We start from the raw sequence: 23,894 nt of genomic DNA on the forward strand, positions 1-23,894 counted from the left end.
GCCGCCCGGACTGGATCCGATGGCCCCTCCGGTGGTGTGGTGGGGGTGGTCGTCGTATGCCGGGCGGGTGGCCGGTGTGCGGGTCACGGCTTCCAGGGCACCCGGTGCTCCGACAGATGTGCCAGCACCGCGTGATTCGCCTCCCAGCCGTCCGGGAACTTGACCGTGACGCCCAGCTGCACCGGCTCGGTCGAGGGGTGCTCGTCCAGCAGCTCGGCGACGCCCTCCCGGCACACCACGATGCAGGCGTGGCGATGACGGGAGGCGAGGACGCACAGCCGGCCGGTCTCCAGATGGAAGGCGGTGGCATCGGGGCGGCCGGAGAGCGGGTGCAGGACGACCGTGACGTCGAACTCGCGGCCCTGGAGACGGTTCGCGGTGTCCACCGTGACGCCGTGCACGCCCAGGTCGGCGAGCGCGGCGCGGACCGCCGCCGCCTGGTCGCGATGGGCCGTACCGACCGCGATCCGCTCGGCCGTCAGCGGCACCGGGCCGGGGGAGTTCTCGCTGGTCGCGGCGCCACCGCGGTCGAGCAGCCGGCGCGCCACCAGCGCCACCGCGCGCACCGCCTCCGGATCCGTGCGGGGCGTACGGCGGGCGGGCAGCTCCAGCAGCCCCCAGCCGGACTCGGCGGCCTCGTCCAGGACCCGGTCCACCCCCGAGCCGTCCCCGGCCACCCCGAAGGCCAGGCGGCGGTCGCCGTGGTCCGTGCCGCTGCGGAAGGGGGTGTACGGGTAGAACGCATCGGAAACCAGGGGCGCGGCGGACGCGGGCAGCCGCCAGGAGACCGGCAGGCGGTGCTGCGGCAGATCGGGGTTGTGGGCCAGCAGCGTGGCGACGGCGCTGGAGGACGGGTCGTACGCCAGCCCCGCCCACTGGTCGGCGCCCACCACGCTGAACGGGTCCAGCTGTCCCGGGTCGCCGACGAACAGGGCCCGCTCGAAGAGCCCGGCGACGCTCAGCAGCGCATCGGAGCGCATCTGGTACGCCTCGTCCACGATGGCGTGCTGCCAGGGCGTCTCGACCTTGGTGTAGGCCCACTTGGCGGCCGTCGAGACGACGATGTCCATGCCCGCCAGGTCCGCGACCTTCGCGGACGTACGCACCGAGGGGAGCTCGGCCAGCGCCGGGTCGAAGGCGTTGGGGTCGCTGCTGTGGAGGCGGCCGACGGGTAGCCCGGGGTCCTTGTCGGCCAGGCGGAGGACGAGGTCGTCCACCTGGGCGTTGGTCTGCGCGACGACCATCAACGGGCGCCCCGCGGCGGCCAGTTCGCGGGCCGCGCGGACCACCAGGGTGGACTTGCCCGCGCCGGGCGGGGAGTCGACGACCACCCCGCGCCGGGTGCCGTGCAGCGTGTCGCGCAGGATCGCGTCCGTCGCGGCGGCGGCCGCGGCCGCGGGGTCGAAGGGCCGTGCCCCCGAGTTCTCGAGGAACAGGGAGGCACCCCCGTCGGGCCGGGTCACAGGAAGTCCTCCGGGGTCACGGGATCGGGGGCGTCCGCGGGCGCCCCCGCGGCGGCGGCCGCCGGCGGCCCGCCGTGCGTCCAGGGGGTGTCCTCGGGATCGGGCAACTCCGGGCCGCCGCGCGGGGAATGCTCGAACAACGTCCAGAAAACCGTCTCGTCCACCTCCGGCACCGAACCGGGCTCCGGCTCCTTGCCGCGCCCCATCCCGCCCGTCAGCCGCACCACCAGGGCGCCGCGCTCACCGGCCACGTAGGAGACGAACTCGGCGGGCTGGTTCCGCCCGTCGGGCAGCGGCCGGTAGAGCTTGGCGTTCTCGGACAGCTGCGGGCGGTCCTCGGTGACCAGCGTCACCAGCGGGCGCGGCATCGGCCGCCTGCCCTCGGAGAACGCCATCTCGACATGCCGGACCGTGCCGCACAGCGCCTCGCCGGACAGTCGCCGTCCCGCCATCACCAGCGGATCGTCCAGGGCTTCCTGGGCGTCCAGCTGGGCCTGCGCGGTCTCCCGGGAGGCCAGCTTCTGGGCGGCGGTGATGGCGTCGTCCCGCCTCGGCTGCGGCGGCTCCCCGGCGCGCACCCGGTCGCGGTGCGTGGTGTAGGACCAGCGGTCGCGCTTCCAGCGGTCGGCGACCCGCGCGCCCGGCGGCAGCTCGCGCAGCAGCTCGATGCCCCGCCAGACGGCGTCCCAGGTCGGCCGCAACTGGCCCTCCACCAGGGCGCGGACCTCCTCCTCGGCGCCGGTCAGACCGGCGTCGAAGCGGGCCATCGCGGGGGAGAGCAGCCGGTTGTCGAACGCCGGGTCCGTGGCCGGTCCGGCCGGCGGGCACAGCAGCTGGCCGTCCGCGTCGCGCCCCGTCTCCGCGCGCTCGGCCGCCTCCTGGCCCGACTCGCCCGGCGGCGGGTCGATCCAGGCGAGCAGCGCGCCCAGGTGCTGGTCCTCCAGCACGCTCTGCCCGGTGGCCCAGTGGCCGCTCAGCAGACCCGTCATGGCCAGCAGCAGACTGGCGCCCGGCACCCGGGCCCGCTCACCGAAATGAGTGAACCAGCGGCCCAGCAGCGGGACATGCGGCGGCGCGGGGAACGGCGTCTCCGGCTCCTGTTCGGCCGTCCGCCGAAAGCGCATCGAACGCCCCAGCAGCCGTACGAAGTCGATGCCCGCGGCGCTCGGCACGATCAACTGCGGGGCGTCCGAACACAGTTCGACCTGCACCGGGACCCGCTTGCCGGTCTCCGGATCGGTCTCCTTGCGCTCCTCCCACTCGACGGCGTCCGCGAAGCCGTCGACGTACGGCAGCACCGACTCGGCCAGCTCCGCCAGGAACTGGAACCGCAGATCGCGGTCGCGCGGCTGCGGCACGGCCAGCAGCTGCGGCTTCTCGCGGTCCGTGCCGACCAGCATGCCCAGCGGGGCGCCGGCCTCGCCCGCGGTCGTCAGCGGGACGAGCACCAGCGGCCGTTCGGACAGATGGCGGTGGCGCACCGTGGCAAGCGGCGCGGCGCGGCCCGAGGCCACCGCCTCCATCCGGGCCAGCGTCTGGATCAGTGACATGCCCGCACCTCCGCCCGGAACGCGGCCGCCTCCGCCGCGGCGGCCAGCGCCTCGGCGCGCAGCGCGGCCGCCCGGCGCAGGGCGAGCACGGCCGGGTCGTCGGGGCCCGCGGCGGGACCGTCGGAGCTCTCGGTGTGCTCCGCGGCCCCGGGGGCGGCCGCCTCGAGGACCGCCTCGATGGTGCGCAGCCCGCCCAGCTCGCCGCGCACCCCGCGCCCCAGCGCCTCCACCGCCCCCTGCTGACGGGACCGCTTACGGCAGTGGAACGCCAGCTCGCAGGAGGCCAGGCATTCCGGGGAGTAGGCCGCGTCGACCGTTTCGACGGCCTCGGACAGCTCCTCGGCCGGTCTCGTCGCCGTCCGGCCGTCCTCCGCGAGACGCAGATCGAAGGTGGTCCCCGGGGGCAGCGCGGCGGCGATCTCCTCGACGCGGGTGAGGCGGGTCAGCTGCCGGCGGGTCGTCGCCAGCTGCTTGCGGACGTCGACGGCCGCGGCGGTGGGAAGGTTGGAGAAGTCCTTCGGGCACACCAGCAGCACCCGGTCGCGCACCCGCACCGGGCGCCCGGTCCGCGCGGCGACATGCCCTGCGACGGTCTCGAGCGCGAGCACATACACCGCCGACTGGCGCGCCGCCTCGCCCACCTTGGAGGCGTCCGCTGCCCCGTCGATCATCGGGAAGGACTTGATCTCCACGACCGTCCAGCTGCCGTCCGGATGCACCACCACCGCATCCGGCTCCACATAGACCGGCGATCCGGCCACCTCGACGGCCAGCATCGGATGATCGAGCAGCGCCCAGCCCCCGGCCGCGGTCGCCTCGCGCAGCGCCAGCGCCGTACGGGCCGCCCGGCCCTCGGGCCCGGCGGCGGACAGATCGGGGACGGCGACCTCCTCGGCCTCCGGCGGCGGGGTCTCGCTGCGCAGCCGCTCGTGCAGCAGCCGCATCAGGGCGGCGCCGCCGTCGGCCTTCACCCGCGACTCGAAGGTGATGCCACGCATGATCGCGAACTGGGACTGGCCGTAGGTCGCGGGCGAGCCCAGCGCCTGCGCCAGCGCCCCCTTGTCGATCCCCGCGCCGTCCAGCAGCGCACGGCGCCGGCAGCCGGGATTGGCGGCCAGCGCGGCGAGCGCACGGGCGTCGAGCGAACGGGGCCGCACACCGGGGCCGCGCAGCTCGGTGAGCCGCCGGCGCAGGCTCGGTGTCGGCGTCTGCTGCCCTGCCGGCGGTGCGGCCGCCGCGGGTCGACTGTCGCGGGAAACGTTCACCCGCGAAAGTCTCGCATCCGGCACTGACATGCGGGGCAACCCCCCGAAGATCCGTGCCTGATGAGCCCGCCGAGGCCCCTGCCTTGGACGCAGCCCCGTGAAGATCAACGCCCGATGAACCGCCGCCCCCGCGGCGATGCCGTCCCCGGTTTACGGACAAAACCACCCGTGCGCGATGATGGAACCACGTCCCGCGGTCAACGCCGCCCGCGCCGAGAACCCCCAGTGACCAGCGAACAACGATCAACGGTCAACGGTTGTCGATCGACGATCCACGAACCACCGAGCAATTCGGCGAGAGGCGAGAGGTACGACCATGGCAGCGCGCATACTCCTGGCCAGGCACGGGCAGACGGAGTGGTCCCTGTCCGGCAAGCACACCGGACGCACCGACATCCCCCTCCTGGACGAGGGCCGCCGCGGCGCCAAGCTCCTGGGCGAACGCCTGCACCACGCCCCCTGGAACGGCCTGCCCGACGTCGAGGTCCGCACCAGCCCCCTCGTCCGCGCGAAGGAAACCTGCGAACTGGCCGGCTTCGGCGACCGGGCCCGGGACTGGGACGCGCTGATGGAGTTCGACTACGGCGCGTACGAGGGCCTGACCCCGGCCGAGATCAAGGCCACCCGGCCGGACTGGCTCATCTGGCGCGACGGCGTCCCCGAGGGCGAGACCCTCGCCGACGTCACCGCACGGGCCGACGAGGTCATCGACTGGGCCCGCTCCGCCGACCGCGACGTCCTGCTCTTCGCCCACGGCCACATCCTGCGTGCCCTGGGCGCCCGCTGGCTGGGCCTGGACATCTCCTTCGGCGCCCGTATCCGCCTGGAGCCCACCTCCCTGTCGGTGCTCGGCTGGGCCTACGGGGAACCGGCGATCGAGCGGTGGAACGACACGGGGCACCTGGGCTGACGGCCGCCCGAGGGCACCGGGCGGCGCGGGTCAGATGACGGGCGCTGCCACCGGCTTCCGCAGGGTCATCGGCTCGGCGAGCGCGAGGTCCAGCACCTCGCGCACGGAGCCGATGGCCGAACTGCACGCCCCACGACCGGGGTTCGGCGAGCTCCGCGCCGAGCGCCCGCTCAAGGGCGAGGCCCGCCGGTCAGCGCGCCGCTCCCGCCCCCACCGACGCCGCATGCCGCTTCAGGAAGTCCGCCACCGGGGCGATGCCATGGTGGCCCTGGAGCTTGCGGGCGGTGCGGTCGAGCATCGCGCGGATACGGGCCGAGCGCACCTGCTCCAGCAGGGTCAGGACCCGGGTGCCGGCCATCGCGGCCTCCTCGGGCGCGCCGCTGTCGGCCAGATTGCCCGCCAGCTCCGCGGTGAACAGGGCGATATTGCGGCTGAAGTGAGGATCCTGCATGCTCACCGCCCGGCGCGCCAGGTCCGCGGCGCGCTCCCCCTCGCCGAGCGCCGCCCAGCACTGCGCCTCCAGGCCCGCCAGCTCGGCCTCGCCGTAAAAGGTCATCCATTCGGGGTCGTTGTCCCGTGGCCCGGCCGCGAACAGCCGCTCGGCGCGCGTCAGCGCCTGCTCGCAGCTCGTACGGTCGCCCAGCACCGCCCAGCCGCCCGCCTCCCGCAGCGCCAGCAGCGAGAGCAGCCGGGGCGAGGCGAGATGCCGGGCGGCCTGCTGCGCGGCCTGCGCGGCGCGCACCGCCTCGCGGGGGCGGCCGGCGTCGCGGGCCAGGAAGGCGGTGTTGCAGAAGGCGTGCGCCTCCAGGGCCGCGTCGCCGCAGACCCGGGCGGTGGCCAGCGCCTCGGCGTAGTGGGAGCGGGCGTCGTCGAAGCGGCCGGAGTCGTGCGCCAACCAGCCGACGGTGATGGCCAGTTCGCCGGCTCCGCTGTGCAGCCGGTCGGCGACCGAGCGGCGCTGGACGTCGGAGTCCAGCAGTTCGTAGGCGGCCCGCAGCGGCTGGGTGGCGCGGCGGTAGATGTCCTCCGCGCCGTGCCGGTCGTCCAGCAGACGGATCCGGCGGACGGCCTCCTCGACGGCGGTGGCCTCGGCCGCACCGGCCCGGCCGGCGGGTACCCGTTGGCCGGGCACGGCAGCGACGGCTTCGGTGGGGTGCAGGGCGGCGATGCCCAGGGCGGCTGCCGGGCCGCCGGTGATGAACGCGCGACGCAGCACGTCGCTCTCCTCGGGGATCTGGATACAGGTATCGCGGTGGTCGGGGTCGGTTGCCAGGGGCGCGGCGATCACCGCCGTACGCGCCCCCCGTCCGCGTACCGTCTCGCGTGGCGCGAAGCCCATGTCCGGCAGCGTCAGCCCGGGAAACATGTGCCGGAACACGCGCTCATAGGCGTAGTTCGGGCAGCGGATCTCCCCGGACTCGACGCGGCCCACATAGCGGGCGTCGCACGAGACCTGCTCTCCGATCTCACGGGCGGACCGTCGGACCGCCGCCGCGAACTCGCCCGGGGACAGCCGGCCGCGCAGCTGTCGGAAAGCGGTGTTCGGGCGGGCGGGTACGGTGCGGGACGACGCTGATTTTGCTGCTGGCGACGCCATGGCGGACCCTCTCCGTGGCCTTTCCCGTGCCATCTTGTGGCGGTGCCGCTTCCTGGCGGTGCGGCGGGACGACCGTACCGGCTACCAGGGGCGCGATACCCAGCGTTTGGTAACAAACCACCCATCTCACCCGTGATCCGCCATGAAGTGCCATCCTTTGCAGCGTTACGCCGCCGTAGCTGTTGACATACGAAGCCGTTGAACTCGGTGTAAAGGGCGCGGCGCGTGCATGAGGAGGGGTTCTCCATGTGGGAAACCGGCGTGAGCAGAAGCGTGGGCGGATCCGGACCGAGCGCGCCGCAGGGGGCCGCGGCGCCCTGCGATCTCGTGACGGTGCCCGCCCGGCAGGGGCTCGAAGCGGTCGACATCCTGCGGCTGCGGGACGGCGTCGGCCCGGTCCTGCACGACGGCGCCTGTCACACCCTCGGCTTCCTGGTGCCACCGGGTACGGCCGACGGCTGGGACGTACCGGGCAGTGCGTGTACCCAGACGAACGGACGCGGGCTCGCGCTGGGGGCGGTCCCCGGCGAGGACGTCGTCCCGGAGCCGCCGGTCTCGGGCACCGGCTGGCTGGTGCCCCCGGAGGGCGCGTACGCCGACGCCACGGACCCCGTCGTCCTGCGCGCGGCGCTCGGCGAGGCGGCCCGCACCATCGAGGCCGTCGACCGCTGTCAGTGAGTCCGGCCGGGCGTGCCCCGGCTCACCGCTTCGAGAGGGAGTGGCCGCCCGGGGACGGCGCGGGCGACCGGGACGGTTCGGGCAGGGAGACCTGCGGCGGGGCCGGCTCCGGTTCGGGTGCGCGCGGCGCGGGGGCTTCCGGCGCGGGCAGCTGCACCAGGGGGGCCGGCTGCCGGGGTGTCCGCCGGCCCGGTGCGGCGGCGAGGGCCGCCTCGTACACGGACATCAGCGACTCGGCGCTGCGCGCGATGTCATAGCGCCCCACCACCGGAGGGACCGGCAGCCGGCCCGGTCCGCTGCGCCGCAACTCCCTCAGCGCGGTGGCGAGTTCATAGACGACGGGGCTGATGCGGCGGGCGCCGGGAGTCTGCTCGGCGGGCAGTTCGTCGATGGCCGGGCAGCTTCCGTACAGCACATGCAGCCCGGCGGCGAGCGCCTCCAGGACGGCCAGCCCGAACGCCTCGTCCTGGGAGGGCGACACGAAGACATCCATCGCCGCCAGCAGCCCGGGAATGTCCGGCACCTTGTCCGGCACCTTGTCCGGCTCGTTGGCCGGCGCCCCGGCGGCCGCGCGGGCGCGGTCCGCGCGCCCCACCGCGCCCAGCAGATGGATCCGGTCGCCCGACCCGAACTGCTCGGCCGTCTTCCGCAGCATCTCGCGCTCGGGCCCCTCACCCGCCAACAGCAGATGCACGCCGGAGAGCTGGGTGACCGCCCGGACCAGGACCTCGAACCGCTTGGCCGGGACGAGGCGGCCCACGCCGCCGACCACGAACGCATCGACGGGGATACCGAGCCGGGTGCGGACGGCGGAGCGGACGATCGGATCGTGGCGGAAGCGGTGCGCCTCGATGGCGTTGGGCACCACATGGATACGCGGCTCCGGTACGCCCCAGCGGCGCAGCCGGGCGGCGACGGTGTCCGAGACGGCGACGGTGGCCGAGCCGAGCCGCTCGGTGGCCCGGTAGAGGGTGCGCACGCCGCGGGTCAGCCGGCGGCCCTCGATCACCGCGTCCCCCAGCGAGTGCTCGGTGGCGACCACCGCCCGTACGCCGGCCAGCCGGGCGGCGATCCGGCCGTAGACGCAGGCACGGTAGAGGTGGGTGTGCACCAGGTCGTAGCCGCCGTCGCGGATGAGGCGGGTGAGGCGGGGCAGCGCCCGCAGGTCGCGGTTGCCGGTCATGCCCAGGTGGATGACGGGGGTGCCGTCGGCCCGGATGCCGTCGGCGACCGGGCCGGACCCGGTGAGCGTGACGACCTCGCACCGGGCCGGCAGCCGCCGCAGCATCAGCCGCAGCTGCTGCTCGGCGCCGCCCGCCTCCAAGCCGGTGATGACATGCAGGACCTTCATCGCGTACTGCTCCCCTGATATCCGAGCTGACAGAAATCTCCGCGGGAATTTCCGGGCGACGGTCAGCGCCCGGTGTCGGCCTGGACGAAGAGCGCGCCGAGCAGATATCCCGCGTCCTGGGTGGTGAACCGGAAAGCGAGACGGTCGCCGCCGGACCGCAGTGCGGACTTGAGGTCGAATACGTCGGAATCAAATCCGAGGGTATTGCGATAAGCGGGCCGCCGGGGAGTGTCCCGGCCGAAATCGGCGATGGTGGAATTCATCACATCATTAGCCGGGTTGGCGGCATCCCAGAGCGCAATCGGGGTCTTATCGTCGGCCGCTGCGGAGAGCGAGTCATTTCCGATGCCGCGGTCGCCGTTGTATGCCAGCACTCCCGCGCTGCCGCGTGCATTCGGTGGAATCCGTAGTCCTTTCAGGTTCACCGAAAGGGCGCGGCGGTTTGCGTTCAGCGGTTGAAATCCGTCCCACAGCGCAAGCCTGCGCAGCGGTTCCCGGGCATTCTCGTACGCGACGACCAGCGTCCAGCCGCCCCAGCCGCCGGCCGCGGAATTGCCCCGCGCCGCATTGACCTGGCCCACCGTGTAAGAGCCGGCGCCGCCCTCCCGCACCGCCCCGGTGACATCCGCCGACGCCTGGAAACCGTCCGTCCTGGTGGTGGTGCGGTGGCCGGTCAAGGTGTCGGCGCGCACCTCTTTGTACGGGCCGCCGGGCGCGGCGAGCAGTACCCGCCCGCTGTCCCCGGGCCGCTTCTGCTCGCCGGCCCGCAGATTGCCGCCCCAGTACAGCCGGGCGTAGCTGACGTGTGAGCCGGGCGGGAGCTGGAGCTCCGCGCGGCTGGAGTTGTCCGTGCGGGCGTCCGCGTCGACGTCGATATAGGTCATCCGGTAGCGGCCGTTGGCGCCGGCGCCGCCCTCCTGGACCGCCGCGCACCGTTCGGCGGCGCGGGCGCTCGGCGGACCGCAGGTGACCGAGGAGTTGGCGGCGCGCGTGATGCCGCCGTGCTGTGTTGCGTGATAGCGCGCGGCGAACGGAATTCGGGCGGATTCCTCGGTGGGCGGCGGGGCCGCCGCCGAAGACAACACAGCGGACAGCACGGTCGGCAATGCCAAAGCCGCCAGAGCGCATACGGTGCCGCGCCCGCTGCGGTCCATCGACTTCCGCATGCCATCCTCTCCCGATTCAAGTGCTCTCGCCGGACTTCAATCAGTCAAACAGGAGAGCACTCTGACAGAAATCATGTTGGAAATCGCGGCAGGCACGCCGGGTGCCGGCCCGGCTGTGCCGAACAGCGGAATACCGCGGCCTGCGGAACCGCAAGTAAAGGCCCGGACGGGCGAACGTTTTCCCGAAAGAGCGAACGGCCGCATCCCTGACGTAATTCGCTCGTTGTGACCCATGCCCCATTAGCGAACTGAAAGGAGAAAGGTGATGAAGCGGTTCGTCAAGACCGCCGTCATGGCCACGGCCAGCTGCGCCATGGTGCTGGGCAGCGCGGGAATCTCCGCTGCGCACTGCGATGGCAGCCACGCTCGCAAGGCTCGCAACGGTCACCAGGAAAGCTACGTCGTCCAGGCCCGAATGGGCCACCAGGCCCGAATGGCCAACCACTACGGTCGCAGCGGCGGCCACCATGGCCGCCGGGGAGCGACGGCCATCGGTTACGCCAAGGGTTCCCCAGGTGTCCTCAGCGGCAATGTCGTCCAGGTGCCGATCGACATTCCGATCAATGTGTGCGGAAACTCGGTCGGCGTCTTCCAGCTGCTGAGCCCCGCCTTCCGGAACATCTGCGTCAACAAGTGACCTGAGCCCGGCCCGGAAGGCATCGGGCCGGCTCGGGTCACGGTGTGCTGTGGCGGGTCATCCGGGATCTCCGTCCCGGGTGCCCCGCCGCTGCGCTCTCCCTGCGGGCGGGGGCCGGACGCCCGGCGGCGGGCCGCCCGCCCGATACTTGTGGCATGGCAAAGAGCAGGCGCGGGCGCAACGGCCCGGAGTCCGTCACCGAGGCGGTGGACGGCGGGGTCGCGGAGCTGCGCCCCGACTGGGACCGGCCGCGCGGCTGGACGCTGCTGATCGACGGCGCCCCGCAGTCGCATGTGGACCTCGACGATCCCGCGTATCTGGAGTTCTCCTACCAGCGCCGCCTCGGCCACATCGCCGATCTCGCCGCGCCGCCCGGCAAGCCGCTCCAGGCCGTCCATCTCGGCGGCGGCGCGCTGACCATGGCGCGCTATGTCGCCGCGACCCGCCCCCGCTCGACCCAGCAGGTCGTCGAGATCGACGCCCCGCTCATCCGGCTCGTCCGCAGCCGGCTCCCGCTGGAGAGCGGCTGGCGCATCCGGGTGCGCGGCGGGGACGCCCGCGCGGGGCTGGCGAAGATCCCGGACGGCTGGGCCGACCTGGTCATCGCGGATGTCTTCGGCGGGGCCCGCACGCCCGCGCATCTGACCAGCGCCGAGTTCGTGGGGGAGGTGCGCCGGGTGCTGCGGCCCGGCGGCTGCTATGCGGCCAACCTCGCCGACGGGCCGCCGCTGCGCTTTCTGCGCGGCCAGATCGCCACCGTCCGTACGGTCTTCCCCGAGCTGTGCCTGACCGCCGACCCGGCCGTACTGCGGGGCAAGCGGTTCGGCAACGCCGTACTGCTCGCCTCCGACCGTGCGCTGCCGGTCGCCGAGCTGACCCGGCGGGCGGCCGGCGACCCGCACGCGGGGCGGGTCGAACACGGCCGGGCACTGCTGGACTTCACCGGCGGCGCCGCGCCGGTCACCGACGCCACGGCGGTGGCGTCACCGGCCCCGCCCGCCGCGGCCTTCGACTGACGGGCCGTCGGCCGGCGCCGCGGGGTGCCGTTCCGTCGTCCCCTCCGTCCCCTCGATGGCCGGCCGGCGGCACGGACGTTCGGACCGGCCCGCCATCGGCCCGGCAGGGGCCGTTCCGGTGCGCCGGGCGGCCGCGCGCCCGCGTGTGGTAGCACTGCGTACATGACGGGCAAGACCACCGAACGCGCTGGTTATCACCATGGCGACCTCCCCGCGGCGCTCACCGCGGCGGCGCTCGAGCTCCTGGACGAGCGCGGGATGGAGCAGGTGACCGTACGTGAAGTCGCGCGCCGGGCAGGGGTGTCGCCGGGAGCGCCCTTCCGGCATTTCGCCGACCGCCAAGCGCTGCTGACCGCGGTCGCCGACCGCATCCTGGCCGACTTCGGGGAATGGCAGCTCGGGATGCTCGCGGAGGCCGAGGGGTCCGCGATGCGCGCCTTCGGCCTCGGATTCGTCCGCTTCGCGATCCGTCACCCGCGCCGCTTCGAGCTGATCAAGAGCAGGGTGTTCGGCGAGCGTCAGCCCGACGAGCTGCACCAGCGCCTGTCCGGCATCGAGCGGTTCCTCACCGACATCATCGTCGCCGACCAGAAGGCCGGTGTGCTGCGTCCGGGCGATCCCGCGATCGTGGGTCTGGCGGGGCAGGCGGTGGTCTATGGGCTGTCGCAGATGATCGTCGACGGGTATCTGCCGCCGGACGGGGCGGAGCGGCTGGTCGAGCAGGTCCTGGACACCTTCGGCACGGGGATCGCCAACACCCCTGACTCCCAGGGGTCTTGACCGCCTCTTCGTGCGCTGATGTAATCGCTGATTACATGAGTCGAGGGGGTTCGATGACCGTGCCGCGCCCGTCACGTCTTTCGCTCCTGCCGCGCCTACCGCGGTTCCCGGACCCGGCGGCCACCGGCACGGTGACCATCAGGGCGACCCCGGACGAGGCGTACCGCGTCATCAGCGATCCGCCCGTCATGACCCGTCTCGCCGAAGAGGCCCACCGGGCCCGCTGGCTGGGCGGTGCCACGGCCCCGGCGGTGGGCGCCCGCTTCCGCGGGCACAACCGCAACGGCCCCCGCCGCTGGGTCACCAACTGCCGTATCACGGACGCCGATCCGGGCCGGTGCTTCGCCTACGAGGTGACGGCGCCGCTCCGCATCCCCATATCCCGCTGGCAGTACGACATCGCGCCCGCGGCGGAGGGCTGCACGGTCACCGAGACGAACTGGCTGCGGGTGCCGCTCTGGTTCATTCCGTTCGCCATCCTGATCACCGGCGTCTCCGACCGCATCGGCACCAACAACGCCCACATCGGCACCACGCTGGGACGCCTCAAGCGCCATCTGGAGTCACCCCTGCCCGACGCGGCGGCAGACGTCGCGGTGGACGTCGCGGCGGACGGCCCCGAGTGCGGCGACCGACGGGCGGGCTGACCGGGCGCATCCGACTCCCGCCCCGGCCGGATCAATCCTGGCAGGTCGAACGGCCGAGGCGGGCGCCAGTGGCAACACATCAGGAAAGGAAGGCACGCAGATGCGCGATGCACACGGCATACGCGACATACACGAGGTACGTGGCCTGCTCGCTCCCGACGCGTTCAGGGGTGTCGTCGCAACGGTCATGGACAACAACCCCGGCATGGACGAGCCTACGGCCGGGCGCGTCGTGGCAGAAGCCCTGAAGTTCGTGGTGGCCGCCGCGAAGTTCCCGACGGCGCCCCTCCGGCCGTCGCGCATGGTGGACGAGGGCTGGCACGCGCTCATCCTGCACACGGCGCTGTACGCCGAGCTGTGCGCCCGGCTCGGACGGTTCGTCCACCACCACCCCGACAGCCCGGACGCCCCCGATCGCGGCCCGGAGGCGCACATGGGGACCGTCGCCCTGATCGAAGAGGCGGGGTTCAGCGCGGACCGCGACCTGTGGACGGCGCCGGCCGGTACGCCGGTCCCGGCGGGCGCGAGGTGCAGGCGGCGGCCCGGCCATCCGGGCGGCGGCTGTTCCACCTCGTCCTGCGGCTCGTCCTGCGGTTCGTCGTGCGGCTCCTCCTGCGGCGGGGGCGGGGGCGACTAGCTTCCGCCGCCGGCCCTCCGGCTTCGGGCGGAGCGCCACCACGGGCGTCTGACGGGGCGCCCGCCACGCAACTCAGAGCCGTCAACTCCCTTGCCGGGCACACCTGGTGTGCCCGGCGCACCACCGCAGGTGGCGTGCTAGGTGGCGTGGTTGCTGTACACCACCGTCGGCGGATGCCCGTTCCAGGTGCAGATGACCGACGTATGCGCCGCGCCGCCGGTGAAGTCCACCCGGATCCACTGGTCCTGCTTCCACACCTGCATCTCCCACCCCGAGTTCGGCGTCGCCGACACCAGTTCGGCGGACCCGGCACCCATGTCGAAGACGACCCGGCCGCCCGCCGTCGCATAGCTCTTGAACCGGCCGTCGGTGGTGGGGGAGGGGCCGGCCGGCGGGGCGGGGGAGCGGGAGGCCTGGCCGTTGCCGGAGCGGGAGGGCGCCGACGGGGTGGCGGTCTTCTCGTCCGACGGCGACGGCGACGGGCCGGACGGCTTCGGCCGGTGCGTGGAGGAGACACGGGGCGTGACGTCCACCTGGTCGGAGAGCGGCAGTGCGCGCGGCGCGTCATAGGCCGTACCGGACAGCACCGTATGCACGCCGAACCACGACAAGGTGACCGCGGCGCCGGTCGCCAGCGTCCAGGCCAGCGTGTGAACCAGTCCTCGTTGCATTTGGCTCATACTGCACCACCGGCCCACCCCGTTGCAGCCCGTCCGTGACCCCGCCACGGCCGCCCGGCGTCAACCTCGGGCAAGGGCATCGGCCCGAATGGCGTACGGTGCCGCCCATGGCACGTGTGCTCGTCGTCGAGGACGATCAGTTCGTACGCTCGGCCCTCATCCGGCATCTGACCGACGCCTCCCACACGGTACGCAGCGTCGGCACCGCTCTGGAGGCGCTGCGCGAGGTCGCGCACGTCGGCTTCGACGTGGTCATCCTTGACCTGGGGCTGCCGGATCTGGACGGGTCGGAGGCGCTGAAGATGCTGCGCGGTATCACCGATGTCCCCGTCATCATCGCCACCGCCCGGGACGACGAGGCCGAAATCGTACGGTTGCTGAACGACGGCGCCGACGACTACCTCACCAAGCCGTTCTCCGTGGAACATCTCTCGGCCCGGATGTCGGCCGTACTGCGCCGCTCCCGCGCGAGCGCCACCGGAACGGAACCGCCCTCCCGAGTGATGCGGGTAGGCGGCCTTTCCATCGACCCCCTGCGCCGCCAGGCCGAACTGGACGGCGTCGCCCTCGACCTGACCCGCCGGGAATTCGACCTGCTCGCCTTCCTCGCGCAGCGGCCGGGCGTCGTCGTGGCCCGCAAGGAACTGCTCGCCGAGGTCTGGCAACAGGCGTACGGGGACGACCAGACCATCGACGTCCATCTCTCCTGGCTCCGCCGCAAACTGGGTGAAACCGCGGCGAAGCCCCGATATCTGCACACCCTGCGGGGCGTCGGCGTGAAGCTGGAGCCACCGCTGTGAGCTGGGGGCACCTCCCGGCGGTAGCCGGGGGAGCGCGCGAGGCCGCCGGGCCGCAGACGACAGCGACAGCCGCACCTCTGCGCCTCGCGGGCGGAGAAGAGAAAGATCAGACGCTGTGAGGTGGGCGCTGGTCAAGGTGGCGCTCGCGGTCACCGTGATGGTCGTGGTCGCCTTCGCGGTACCGCTGGGCCTCGTCGTCAAGGAGATGGCCCGCGACCGCGCCTTCTCCAACGCCGAGCGGCAGGCCGCCACCATCGGCCCGGTCCTGGCCATCACCACCGACCGCACCCAGCTCGAGCGCGCCGTCGCCAGCGCCGAAACCGGCCCCGGCGGCCGCATCGGCGTCCATGTCCCGGCGAGCGGCAAGCGGGGCCGCCCGGCCGAGATCGGCACCCGGCGGGCCGCGCCCGAGGACGTGGCGGCCGCCGTCAAACTCGGCCGGGCCTCCATCTCACCGGTCCCCGGCGGCTCCTGCCTCCTCCAGCCGACCGCCGTCGCCTCCGGCATCGCCGTCGTCGAGGTCTTCGTCCCCGACGCCGCGCTCACCAACGGGGTCACCACCTCCTGGGTGGTGCTGGCCGGCGTCGGACTGGCGCTGATCATCGGCTCGGTCGCGGTCGCCGACCGGCTCGGCACCCGGATGGTGCGCCCCGCCGAGCGGCTGGCGGGCGCCGCGCACGACCTGGGCAAGGGCAAACTCGGCGTACGCGTCCCCGAGGACGGCCCCAAGGAACTCCGCTCCGCGGCCAGCGCCTTCAACGCCATGGCCGATCAGGTCGTGCAGCTGCTCGCCAACGAACGCGAGCTGGCCGCCGACCTCTCGCACCGCCTGCGCACCCCGCTCACCGTCCTCCGCCTCAACGCCGCCTCGCTCGGCGACACCCCCGCCGCCGAACAGACCCGCGCCGCCGTAGCCCAGCTGGAGCGCGAGGTCGACCAGATCATCCGCACCGCCCGCGAGCAGCAGGCGCACGCCCAGCAGGCGGCCGCCGCGGTCGGCTGCGACGCGGCCGAGGTGATCCGGGAACGGATGGCCTTCTGGTCGGCGCTCGCCGAGGACGAGGGCCGTACGGTCCGCATCGCGGGCGCCGACCGTCCCGTACGCATCCCCGTCGCCCGCCCCGAACTCGCCGCCGCCCTCGACGCGATGCTCGGCAATGTCTTCCGCCACACCCCCGAGGGCACCGCCTTCGCGGTCGATGTCCACAACGCCGAGGAGGCGGTGATCGTGCTGGTCTCGGACGCCGGGCCGGGGATCGCCGACCCGGACGCGGCGCTGCGCCGCGGCCACTCGGGAGGCGGGGACGGCTCCACCGGGCTCGGCCTGGACATCGTGCGCAGGCTGGCCGAATCCACCGGCGGCGACGTCCGGATCGGCCGCTCGGTGCTGGGCGGTACCGAGGTACGCGTCTGGCTGGCCCTGGCCGGCGAGCGGGCCGAGCGCGGCGCCCGGCGCGGCCACCGGCTGCGGCGCAGCATCGGAGCCCGGGGCCGGCGGGCGGCCCGCACCGGCTCCTGAGCGATGTCGCACCGAATGGCGGCCCGGGGCTCTTAACCACCCCCTTCCCGTTCCTTAAGGCACCCATAATTCCGGCAACTGCCGCCCCGATCCCGGCATTTGTCCGTTTCCCGGTCGCTAGCGTGCGGGACGTACCCGGAGGCACCCCCAGTGCACGACCGGTGCACCCCTCAGTGCGCCCAGCCCCCCACGCAACGAACAGGCAGGCACCCCATGACTCCCTCGGCACACCGCCGTCGCAAGAGCCGCACCACCACACTGATCGTGACCGGCGTGGCCGCCGCGGTGGCGGCCGGCGGCGCCTTCGCCATCGGCGGCTCCGCCATGGCCACCAAGGCCCCGCAGTCCGCCAAGGCACCGGGGACCGGCAAGGCCACCAAGGCCGGCGCGGGCTTCGCCCCGTACGTCGACACCTCCCTCACCCCCGCCTACGACCTGGCGGACACCGGCAAGAAGACCGGCGTGAAGACCTTCAACCTCGCCTTCGTCACCTCCGGCGGCGGCTGCGACCCCAAGTGGGGCGGCTCCGGCGAGCTGGGCAACGACCCGGTGGCCAAGCAGATACCCGCTCTGCGGAAGGCCGGCGGCGACGTCCGGGTCTCCTTCGGCGGCGCCAACGGCTCCGAACTCGGCCTGGCCTGCCACTCCGCGGACGAGCTGGCCGCCGCGTACGGCAAGGTCATCGACCAGTTCCACCTCACCAAGGCCGACTTCGACATCGAGGGCGGCGCGCTGCCCAACACCGAGGCCAACACCCGCCGCGCCCAGGCCATCGCCCAGCTCCAGAAGAAACACCCCGGCCTGAACGTCTCCTTCACCCTCCCCGTCATGCCCGAAGGGCTGACCCAGGACGGCGTGAACCTCCTCGCCGACGCCAAGAAGAACGGCGTCAAGATCTCCGCCGTCAACATCATGGCGATGGACTACGGCCCCTCCTACAGCGGCGACATGGGCACCTACGCCACCAAGGCCGCCACCGCCACCCAGGGCCAGCTCAAGAAGGCCCTCGGCCTCGGCGACGCGGCCGCCTGGAAGACGGTCGCGGTGACCCCGATGATCGGCGTCAATGACGTCCAGAACGAGGTCTTCAAGGTCGACGACGCCACCGAGCTGGTGAAGTTCGCCCAGGACAAGCACCTGGCCTGGCTGTCGATGTGGTCCTCGACCCGCGACAAGCCTTGCCCGGGCGGCGGCAACTCCGCCCAGCCCACCTGCAGTTCCATCGACCAGGCCCCGCTCGCCTTCACCAAGGCCTTCGGCGCCTACACCGGCTGACCTCCCCAGGGCGGGGCGCAGCGGACTTCCCCCCACCCGCTGCGCCCCGCCGCCTCCTTGGCCCGCTGCTACGACGTGAGCCCTCGCCGCGGGCCCGCGGCAGGCAACCGCGGCGGCTCCCTTACGCGGTGGCCTCCGAGGTGCCCCGTACGGCCGCCCGGAACGCGATCGGCGTCGTGCCGGCCCGCCGCTGGAAGAACTTGCTGAAGTTGGTGGCGTCGGCGAAGCCCAGCCGGTCCGCGATCCGCGCCGCCGGCTGATCGCCGTGCGCCAGCAGCCGCTTGGCCTCCAGCACCACCCGGCGGTCGATGAACTCCTTCGCGCCCACCCCGGCCCCGACCTCGGTGGCCCGGGAGAGCGTACGGGGCGCATAGCCCAGCGACCGGGCGTAGTCGGCCACCCGGCGGCTGCGGGTGAAGTCCCGCTCCACCGCGTCCCGGAAGCGCAGATAGGTCTCGCTCGCCTCGCACGTCCCGTCGTCGCCCGCCGGCCCGCCCGGGTGCGCGGCCCGCAGCACCAAAACGGCCAGCAGATGCCGCAGCACCTCGACATGCACCTCCAGCGGCAGCCCGCCCAGCCCGCCGAATTCCTCGCCCAGCGCGCGCAGCGCCGCGTCCAGGCCCCGCGCCGCCGCGCCCTCCGGATGCCGTACGGCGGGCCCGTACCAGTCCTCGACCCGGGCCGCCGCCGCGGTCGCCGGGTCCAGGAATCCGGCCTCGAAGAGCACCAGCCGCCCCTCGGCCCCGCCCAGATCGCCGAAGTGCTGCACCTGTCCGGGGCGCGACCACAGCAGATCGCCCGCGGCCAGGACGTGCTCGCGGAAGTCGACGCTGTGCACCAGCCGGCCGCTGTCCAGGAGCAGCAGATGATGGAACCCGGGGCGGTGCGGCGTCGACAGCTGACAGGCGTCCGCGCGTCCGCGCAGCTCGGCCAGGGTCAGTACCTCCACTCCCGCGGGACGCCCGGCCGGCGCGGAGAACGCCACCTCCCGGATCTCCGGGACGCCCTCCCCGTCGTTCCGTCGCTCCTCCCGATCCTGTCTGTTTTTGACCATGCCCGGTCCCCTTGCTACCCCGAAATGTGCCGCTCCTGCCTCTAGCGTAGAAGGCGTCGGCGCAACCGCTGACGGAAAACGGAAGTCCATAGCGCCCCTCGCGGGCCCGGACGCCACCACCCGCCACGACAGCTGGGAGACCCCCATGTCCACCACGATCGCTCTCTTCGGGGCCAACGGCACCATCGGCAGCCGCATCCTCCGGGAGGCCCTGAACCGCGGTCATCGGGTCACCGCGGTCGTCCGCGACCCCGCGAAGATCACCACGAGCGACCCGAACCTGACCGTGACCACCGGCGACGTCCTCGACCCGGAGTCCGTCGCCGCGGTGGCCAAGGGCCACGACGTGGTGATCAGCGCGGTCGGCGGCGGCGGCGCCGAGGGCCACCTCGCCACCATCGAGCCCGCCGCGAAATCTCTCGTCGCCGGTCTGCGCAAGCTCGGCGCCGAGGCCCCCCGCCTGATCTCCGTCGGCGGCGCCGGCTCGCTGCGCACCCCGGACGGCAAGCAGGTCTGGGACGCCGAGGGCCTGCCCGGCTTCCTGCTCCAGATCATGCACGCGCACGGCGAGGCGCTGGACTACTACCGCACCGTCTCCGACGTCCGCTGGACCAACCTCAGCCCGGCCGCCTCCATCGAGCCCGGCGAGCGCACCGGAAGCTACCGCACCGCCCTCGAGGACCTGATCACGGACGCCGAGGGCAACAGCCGGATCTCCGCCGAGGACTACGCCGTCGCCGTCCTCGACGAGATCGAGCGGCCGCAGCACATCGGCGAGCGCTTCACCATCGGCTACTGAGCGACCGTCCCGGAAAACACTCAAGGCCCCCGACCTGAGGTCGGGGGCCTTGAGAGTGGGGTGAGTAACGGGACTTGAACCCGCGACATCCTGGACCACAACCAGGTGCTCTACCAGCTGAGCTATACCCACCATGACCGGTGCTGTGTGGTTCTTTTTCCCCACCGGCTGAGAAAAAGTGTACAGGGTCTTGAGGGGTGCTCGCTCCCGGGTTTCGTGGGCCCGGGAGCGAGCTGCGTCACTCCGCCGAGGCCTGCGGCTCCGCAGGCAGGACGTGCTTCGCCGCGATCGCCTTGGCGGTGTCCGAGTCCGGGCCGGGCTGCGGCACGAAGACCGCCTCCCGGTAGTAGCGCAATTCCGCGATGGATTCGCGGATGTCGGCCAGCGCCCGGTGATTGCCGCTCTTGTCGGGACTGTTGAAGTAGGCCCGCGGATACCAGCGCCGGGCCAGCTCCTTCACGGACGACACATCGACGATCCGGTAGTGGAGATAACTCTCCAGCGTCGGCATGTCGCGCAGCAGGAAGCCCCGGTCGGTGCCGACGGAGTTCCCGCACAGCGGGGCCTTCCCCGGCTCCGGGACATGCTGCTTGATGTACGCGAGCACCTGCGCCTCGGCGTCCTCCAGTGTCGTACCGCGGTCGAGCTCCTCCAGCAGCCCGGAGGCGGTGTGCATGGTGCGCACCACCTCCGGCATGGTGGTCAGCGCCTCCGCCGGGGGGCGGATCACCACATCCACCCCTTCGCCCAGCACATTCAGCTCCGAGTCGGTGACCAGTGCGGCCACCTCGATGAGCGCGTCATTCGCCAGCGAGAGTCCGGTCATCTCGCAGTCGATCCACACCATGCGATCGTTCATGCGTCTCACCCTACGGGGCGCTCCCGCTGGCTGGGCAGCACGGGACGGCCCGCACTGCGGGAGACGGGTGTCTCCGGGATCCGGGCGGCGAACGCGTCCGACGTCGGTTTCCCGGCCTCGCCCGCATCCGCGGCGGCCAGCGCGGCCGCCGGGCCGTGGCCGGCCACCGCGGCGGCGGAGAACCGCTCCGCACCCCCGGGACCCATCGGCCCCCGCTCCGCCCGCTCCGGCCGCAGCGCGGTCTCGGGCGCGCCGCCTTGCGGCCGGCGCGCGCGGTAGGCCGCACGGTAGGCCGCGGGCGAGGCGCCCAGCTGCCGCCGGAAATGGCCGCGCAGCGCCACCGGCGAGCGGAATCCGCAGCGGCCGGCGACCTCGTCCACCGAATAGTCGGAGGTCTCCAGCAGCCGCTGGGCCTGCAGCACCCGCTGCGTGATCAGCCACTGCAGGGGAGCGCTCCCGGTGAGGGAACGGAACCGCCGGTCGAAGGTGCGACGGCTCATGTACGCGCGCGCGGCCAGCGTCTCCACGTCGAACTGCTCGTGGAGGTGCTCCAGCGCCCAGGCGACGACCTCGGCCAGCGGGTCGGCGCCGATCTCCTCCGGTAATGACCGATCGAGGTAGCGCTGGTGCCCCATGTCGGATGCGGTACGGCGGGGCGGTACGACCAGCCGGCGGGCCAGCGCGTTGGCGGCGTCGGCGCCGTGGTCGGTCCGCACGATGTGCAGACACAGGTCGATGCCGGCCGCCGTCCCCGCGGAGGTGAGCACATCGCCGTCGTCGACGAAGAGCTCGCGGGGGTCGACATGGACGGACGGATAACGCTTGGCGAGCGTCGGTGCGTACATCCAATGGGTCGTGGCGGGGCGGCCGTCGAGCAGCCCGGCCGCGGCGAGGACGAACGCCCCCGTGCACAACCCGACGATTCTGGCCCCCTCTTCATGCGCCCGGCGCAGCGCATCGAGCGCGGCGGGCGGCGGAGCCTGGGTGATGGAACGCCAGGCCGGTACGACGACCGTCCCGGCACGGGAGATCGCCTCCAGCCCGTAGGGGGCCGAAAGCTCCAGCCCCCCGGTCGTGCGCAAAGGCGCATCTTCGCCCGCGCACACAAGTAGCCGGTACCTCGGAACGCCTGCGTCTTGGCGGTCGATGCCGAAGACCGAGAGCGGAATAGAGCTCTCGAAAATGGGGCCGCCACTGAAGAGGAGCACCGCGACTATTTCGCGGCGTCGTCGGGCGGCGAGCTTGCGTGCGGCATCTGGTACGGCAGCGGAGTCCTGGCTCATGGCACTTAAGCCCCCCTCGGTCGTCTCGCCCTCTCGGTCCTGCACAGTTCCCCCGCCGTCACTACCAAGATCGAATCTACTGTGTCCCGTGAGGATGGATGGCCAAGTTCACCACCCGCTGGTATGTCGATATGGCAACTTGGCGCGAAGCATTCGATCACGAAGCGTTCCACTCGTCGGCCCTGCATGGGAAGTACGCGTCTCGGCTCTGCCCGTTTGCAGTAGGGCACAACCATGCCCAGCGGTCCTTTCCGCCCTGCTCACACCCAGGTTGGGGGGTGTTTCGGGCAAGGGTCGGATCCCGGCTGGAAGTTGGCTGAAAACGTTCGTGCGCAGACTTGCGGGCGCCCTAATCGACCGGCGTACGCCGGTCACAATGCAGGCCGCCCCCGCGCGCTCCCGTCCTGATAAGTCCCGTTCTGTCCCTGAGCTGTCCGGTCTCGCGGACCCGGACCCTGGCCGCGGAGCGTTCGGATTGCCGCAGCAGCGCGCGGCAGGCGCAGGTCACCGCCGCCAGGCCGGCGGCGGCCCCGGCCGCGCCGCCGACCGGGGTGCCGCTCACGATCAGCACGAAGGGCACCAGGGCGCAGCTGAAAGCGCCCCAGCGCACAACATCGCTCACTGAGTCGGGTGATCTCTTGGGACGTGCGGGCATCGCGGGCTCCCTTCCGGCGGGCAGCTACTACAACGCCGCCGGCGATCATGGGTCACCGCGATGGGTACGTACGGGGGCAGGCCGGGGCATTGCCATCGGCGCCACGCTCCGGCATGCTCCGGGGAACGTTCGAGGCCCTTGACTCCCTCGGTGGGCGCCCCGCGTCCACGGCGGGCTCTGGGCAGCGGAGGAGTGGCGCCGTACTCTTGGGGTATCGGGTTGGGAAGATGATTCCCAGTCGTATCGTTCCTCTTTGAACTATGGCTCCCGCTCCGCGATCGAGCCAGCTCAGTCAACTGCCGGATCAAGTCAATCGCCGTTCCCCGTTCGCCCCTCCGCAAGAGGACGTCCTCGCCGAGACACCAATGGCCGGTCACGAATTCCCCGAACCCGCGGACCGCAAGCAGGTCGCCGATCCCCTGGCAGACCTCGAAGCGGCGGAAGAGACACGCCACTCCTGCGACCCCGCCTTCCAGCACGGCGTGGTGGTCGGCTTCGACGGCTCCATGTCGAGCGAACGCGCATTGGCGTATGCAATCGGTATGGCCCGGCGCTTCGGCTCCGGGCTGATCATCGTCCACGTCGCCAACCGGCTGCCGACGACCGTCTGGGCGGGCTGTGAACCCCCGGTCTTCGTGGACGTCCCCGATCACCGCACCGAAGTGCTGGGCCTGGAGCTGGCCTGCGCTGACCATCTCACCGAAGTGCCCTGGATCCTCGTCGAGCGCGGCGGGGACATCTGCCATGAGCTGGAGGAGGTCGGCCGGGAGTACGAGGCCGACGCCATCGTGGTCGGGTCCACCCATGGCCTCGTCGGCCGGATCTTCGGGTCGGTGGCGGGGCGGCTGGCCCGGCGCGCCCAGCGGCCGGTGATCGTCATCCCCTGAGGCTCCCGCAGCCTCCGGGGACCCACTGCGGGCCCCGCGGTTTCCCGTGCCCCGGCGCGCGATCAGTCCTCCCCGGTTTGCGCACAGTTGAGGGGGCGTCATGGGGATTGTGGGCAGCCCGCGCGCCCGTCTGTCCGCAGAGGTGGATTGTGCCTTTGTGGGGGGTAAAACACCGTCACATGTTTCGCTGCACCGACGTGCTGCCCACCGGGAGGTGACGGTCTCCGGGGTGGCGGCATCCTGCCGGCGTATGGGCGACGCCGGCACAGGGGAGCGGCCGGTTTGGGGGGGGGGGGGGGCGGGCCCCAACGCCCGCCCCCCCAGTTGGGCCACCGCCGGGCCGCGCAGGCGCCGGGGGGGGGGGGCCGGGGGGGGGGGGCGGTTGT

23 protein-coding genes and 1 tRNA gene are annotated in these 23,894 nt (G+C 72.7%); 12 read left to right on the plus strand and 12 right to left on the minus strand.

Going from position 1 to position 23,894, the window contains the following annotated elements; translation table 11 throughout:
- Positions 1-83 precede the first annotated feature (83 nt).
- Genes ACIRPT_RS07100 through ACIRPT_RS07110 form a run of 3 tightly spaced genes read right to left on the minus strand, consistent with a single transcriptional unit; the run spans position 84 to position 4,308 of the window.
- Positions 84-1,463: an AAA domain-containing protein gene (locus ACIRPT_RS07100; protein ID WP_403823524.1), complete on the minus strand. Its 1,380-nt coding sequence runs from the start codon at positions 1,461-1,463 to the stop codon at positions 84-86.
- A complete protein-coding gene (locus ACIRPT_RS07105) occupies positions 1,460-3,013 on the minus strand; it encodes a hypothetical protein (protein WP_403823526.1) in 1,554 nt (517 codons plus the stop codon). The genes ACIRPT_RS07100 and ACIRPT_RS07105 overlap by 4 nt, the downstream gene beginning before the upstream one ends.
- Complete coding sequence (locus tag ACIRPT_RS07110) at positions 3,004-4,308, minus strand: hypothetical protein (protein WP_403823529.1); 1,305 nt, start codon at positions 4,306-4,308, stop codon at positions 3,004-3,006. The genes ACIRPT_RS07105 and ACIRPT_RS07110 overlap by 10 nt, the downstream gene beginning before the upstream one ends.
- Positions 4,309-4,594: 286 nt before the next feature.
- On the opposite strand from ACIRPT_RS07110, the gene ACIRPT_RS07115 reads away from it, so the two are divergent.
- Positions 4,595-5,188, plus strand: coding sequence for a histidine phosphatase family protein (locus ACIRPT_RS07115; protein ID WP_403823532.1), 594 nt, complete (start codon positions 4,595-4,597; stop codon positions 5,186-5,188).
- A 190-nt stretch (positions 5,189-5,378) separates the two neighbouring features.
- On the opposite strand, the gene ACIRPT_RS07120 is transcribed toward ACIRPT_RS07115, so the two are convergent.
- Positions 5,379-6,785, minus strand: a complete 1,407-nt coding sequence (locus tag ACIRPT_RS07120; protein WP_403823534.1) for a tetratricopeptide repeat protein — start codon at positions 6,783-6,785, stop codon at positions 5,379-5,381.
- 246 nt (positions 6,786-7,031) lie between these two features.
- Between ACIRPT_RS07120 and ACIRPT_RS07125 the strand changes: the two genes are divergently transcribed.
- Positions 7,032-7,463: a hypothetical protein gene (locus ACIRPT_RS07125; RefSeq protein ID WP_403506115.1), complete on the plus strand. Its 432-nt coding sequence runs from the start codon at positions 7,032-7,034 to the stop codon at positions 7,461-7,463.
- A gap of 22 nt (positions 7,464-7,485) precedes the next feature.
- On the opposite strand, the gene ACIRPT_RS07130 is transcribed toward ACIRPT_RS07125, so the two are convergent.
- Together ACIRPT_RS07130 and ACIRPT_RS07135 are read right to left on the minus strand one after the other, a co-directional pair.
- Entirely contained in the window at positions 7,486-8,814 is a 1,329-nt protein-coding gene (locus tag ACIRPT_RS07130; protein WP_403823537.1) for a glycosyltransferase, read from the minus strand.
- 62 nt (positions 8,815-8,876) lie between these two features.
- Positions 8,877-9,980, minus strand: coding sequence for a hypothetical protein (locus ACIRPT_RS07135; protein ID WP_403823540.1), 1,104 nt, complete (start codon positions 9,978-9,980; stop codon positions 8,877-8,879).
- A gap of 265 nt (positions 9,981-10,245) precedes the next feature.
- Between ACIRPT_RS07135 and ACIRPT_RS07140 the strand changes: the two genes are divergently transcribed.
- The 5 genes from ACIRPT_RS07140 to ACIRPT_RS07160 all read left to right on the plus strand — a co-directional run bounded on the left by ACIRPT_RS07140 (position 10,246) and on the right by ACIRPT_RS07160 (position 13,697).
- Positions 10,246-10,617 (plus strand): chaplin, encoded by a 372-nt coding sequence (locus ACIRPT_RS07140; RefSeq protein WP_403506122.1) that lies wholly within the window; start codon positions 10,246-10,248, stop codon positions 10,615-10,617.
- Positions 10,618-10,772: 155 nt separating this feature from the next.
- Positions 10,773-11,633 carry a spermidine synthase gene (locus ACIRPT_RS07145; protein WP_403823543.1) on the plus strand — a complete coding sequence of 287 codons (861 nt, stop codon included), beginning with the start codon at positions 10,773-10,775 and terminating at the stop codon, positions 11,631-11,633.
- Between the two features lie 162 nt (positions 11,634-11,795).
- Entirely contained in the window at positions 11,796-12,413 is a 618-nt protein-coding gene (locus ACIRPT_RS07150; protein WP_403823546.1) for a TetR/AcrR family transcriptional regulator, read from the plus strand.
- Between the two features lie 53 nt (positions 12,414-12,466).
- Entirely contained in the window at positions 12,467-13,060 is a 594-nt protein-coding gene (locus tag ACIRPT_RS07155) for an SRPBCC family protein (RefSeq protein ID WP_403823549.1), read from the plus strand.
- Positions 13,061-13,160: 100 nt separating this feature from the next.
- Positions 13,161-13,697 (plus strand): glycine-rich domain-containing protein, encoded by a 537-nt coding sequence (locus ACIRPT_RS07160; protein ID WP_403823552.1) that lies wholly within the window; start codon positions 13,161-13,163, stop codon positions 13,695-13,697.
- 137 nt (positions 13,698-13,834) lie between these two features.
- Here the strand turns inward: ACIRPT_RS07160 and ACIRPT_RS07165 are convergent, their stop codons facing one another.
- Positions 13,835-14,377 (minus strand): hypothetical protein, encoded by a 543-nt coding sequence (locus ACIRPT_RS07165; protein ID WP_403823555.1) that lies wholly within the window; start codon positions 14,375-14,377, stop codon positions 13,835-13,837.
- 107 nt (positions 14,378-14,484) lie between these two features.
- On the opposite strand from ACIRPT_RS07165, the gene ACIRPT_RS07170 reads away from it, so the two are divergent.
- The 3 genes from ACIRPT_RS07170 (at position 14,485) to ACIRPT_RS07180 (ending at position 17,971) form a co-directional block, all read left to right on the plus strand.
- Complete coding sequence (locus ACIRPT_RS07170; RefSeq protein WP_403823558.1) at positions 14,485-15,177, plus strand: response regulator transcription factor; 693 nt, start codon at positions 14,485-14,487, stop codon at positions 15,175-15,177.
- 115 nt (positions 15,178-15,292) lie between these two features.
- The gene (locus ACIRPT_RS07175; RefSeq protein ID WP_403823561.1) at positions 15,293-16,696 is read left to right on the plus strand and encodes an ATP-binding protein; all 1,404 of its coding nucleotides are present in this window, start codon (positions 15,293-15,295) and stop codon (positions 16,694-16,696) included.
- Between the two features lie 213 nt (positions 16,697-16,909).
- Positions 16,910-17,971, plus strand: a complete 1,062-nt coding sequence (locus ACIRPT_RS07180) for a chitinase (RefSeq protein ID WP_403823564.1) — start codon at positions 16,910-16,912, stop codon at positions 17,969-17,971.
- A gap of 121 nt (positions 17,972-18,092) precedes the next feature.
- On the opposite strand, the gene ACIRPT_RS07185 is transcribed toward ACIRPT_RS07180, so the two are convergent.
- Complete coding sequence (locus ACIRPT_RS07185) at positions 18,093-19,025, minus strand: helix-turn-helix domain-containing protein (protein ID WP_403823567.1); 933 nt, start codon at positions 19,023-19,025, stop codon at positions 18,093-18,095.
- A gap of 145 nt (positions 19,026-19,170) precedes the next feature.
- Here ACIRPT_RS07185 and ACIRPT_RS07190 point away from each other — a divergent pair, with 145 nt between their 5' ends.
- A complete protein-coding gene (locus ACIRPT_RS07190; RefSeq protein WP_403823570.1) occupies positions 19,171-19,824 on the plus strand; it encodes an NAD(P)-dependent oxidoreductase in 654 nt (217 codons plus the stop codon).
- A gap of 56 nt (positions 19,825-19,880) precedes the next feature.
- Here the strand turns inward: ACIRPT_RS07190 and ACIRPT_RS07195 are convergent.
- The 4 genes from ACIRPT_RS07195 to ACIRPT_RS07210 form a co-directional block, all read right to left on the minus strand.
- Positions 19,881-19,956: transfer RNA gene (locus ACIRPT_RS07195), tRNA-His, on the minus strand.
- Positions 19,957-20,062: 106 nt separating this feature from the next.
- Positions 20,063-20,683 (minus strand): oligoribonuclease, encoded by a 621-nt coding sequence (orn, locus tag ACIRPT_RS07200; protein WP_403823573.1) that lies wholly within the window; start codon positions 20,681-20,683, stop codon positions 20,063-20,065.
- A 5-nt stretch (positions 20,684-20,688) separates the two neighbouring features.
- Complete coding sequence (locus tag ACIRPT_RS07205; protein ID WP_403823575.1) at positions 20,689-21,966, minus strand: GlxA family transcriptional regulator; 1,278 nt, start codon at positions 21,964-21,966, stop codon at positions 20,689-20,691.
- Positions 21,967-22,315: 349 nt separating this feature from the next.
- Positions 22,316-22,588 (minus strand): hypothetical protein, encoded by a 273-nt coding sequence (locus ACIRPT_RS07210; protein WP_403823578.1) that lies wholly within the window; start codon positions 22,586-22,588, stop codon positions 22,316-22,318.
- Between the two features lie 398 nt (positions 22,589-22,986).
- Between ACIRPT_RS07210 and ACIRPT_RS07215 the strand changes: the two genes are divergently transcribed.
- Complete coding sequence (locus tag ACIRPT_RS07215) at positions 22,987-23,508, plus strand: universal stress protein (protein ID WP_403823580.1); 522 nt, start codon at positions 22,987-22,989, stop codon at positions 23,506-23,508.
- Positions 23,509-23,894: the final 386 nt, after the last annotated feature.

It is taken from the genome of Streptomyces sp. NPDC101227 (assembly GCF_044767545.1).
In the GTDB taxonomy this organism is placed as follows: Bacteria; Actinomycetota; Actinomycetes; order Streptomycetales; family Streptomycetaceae; genus Streptomyces.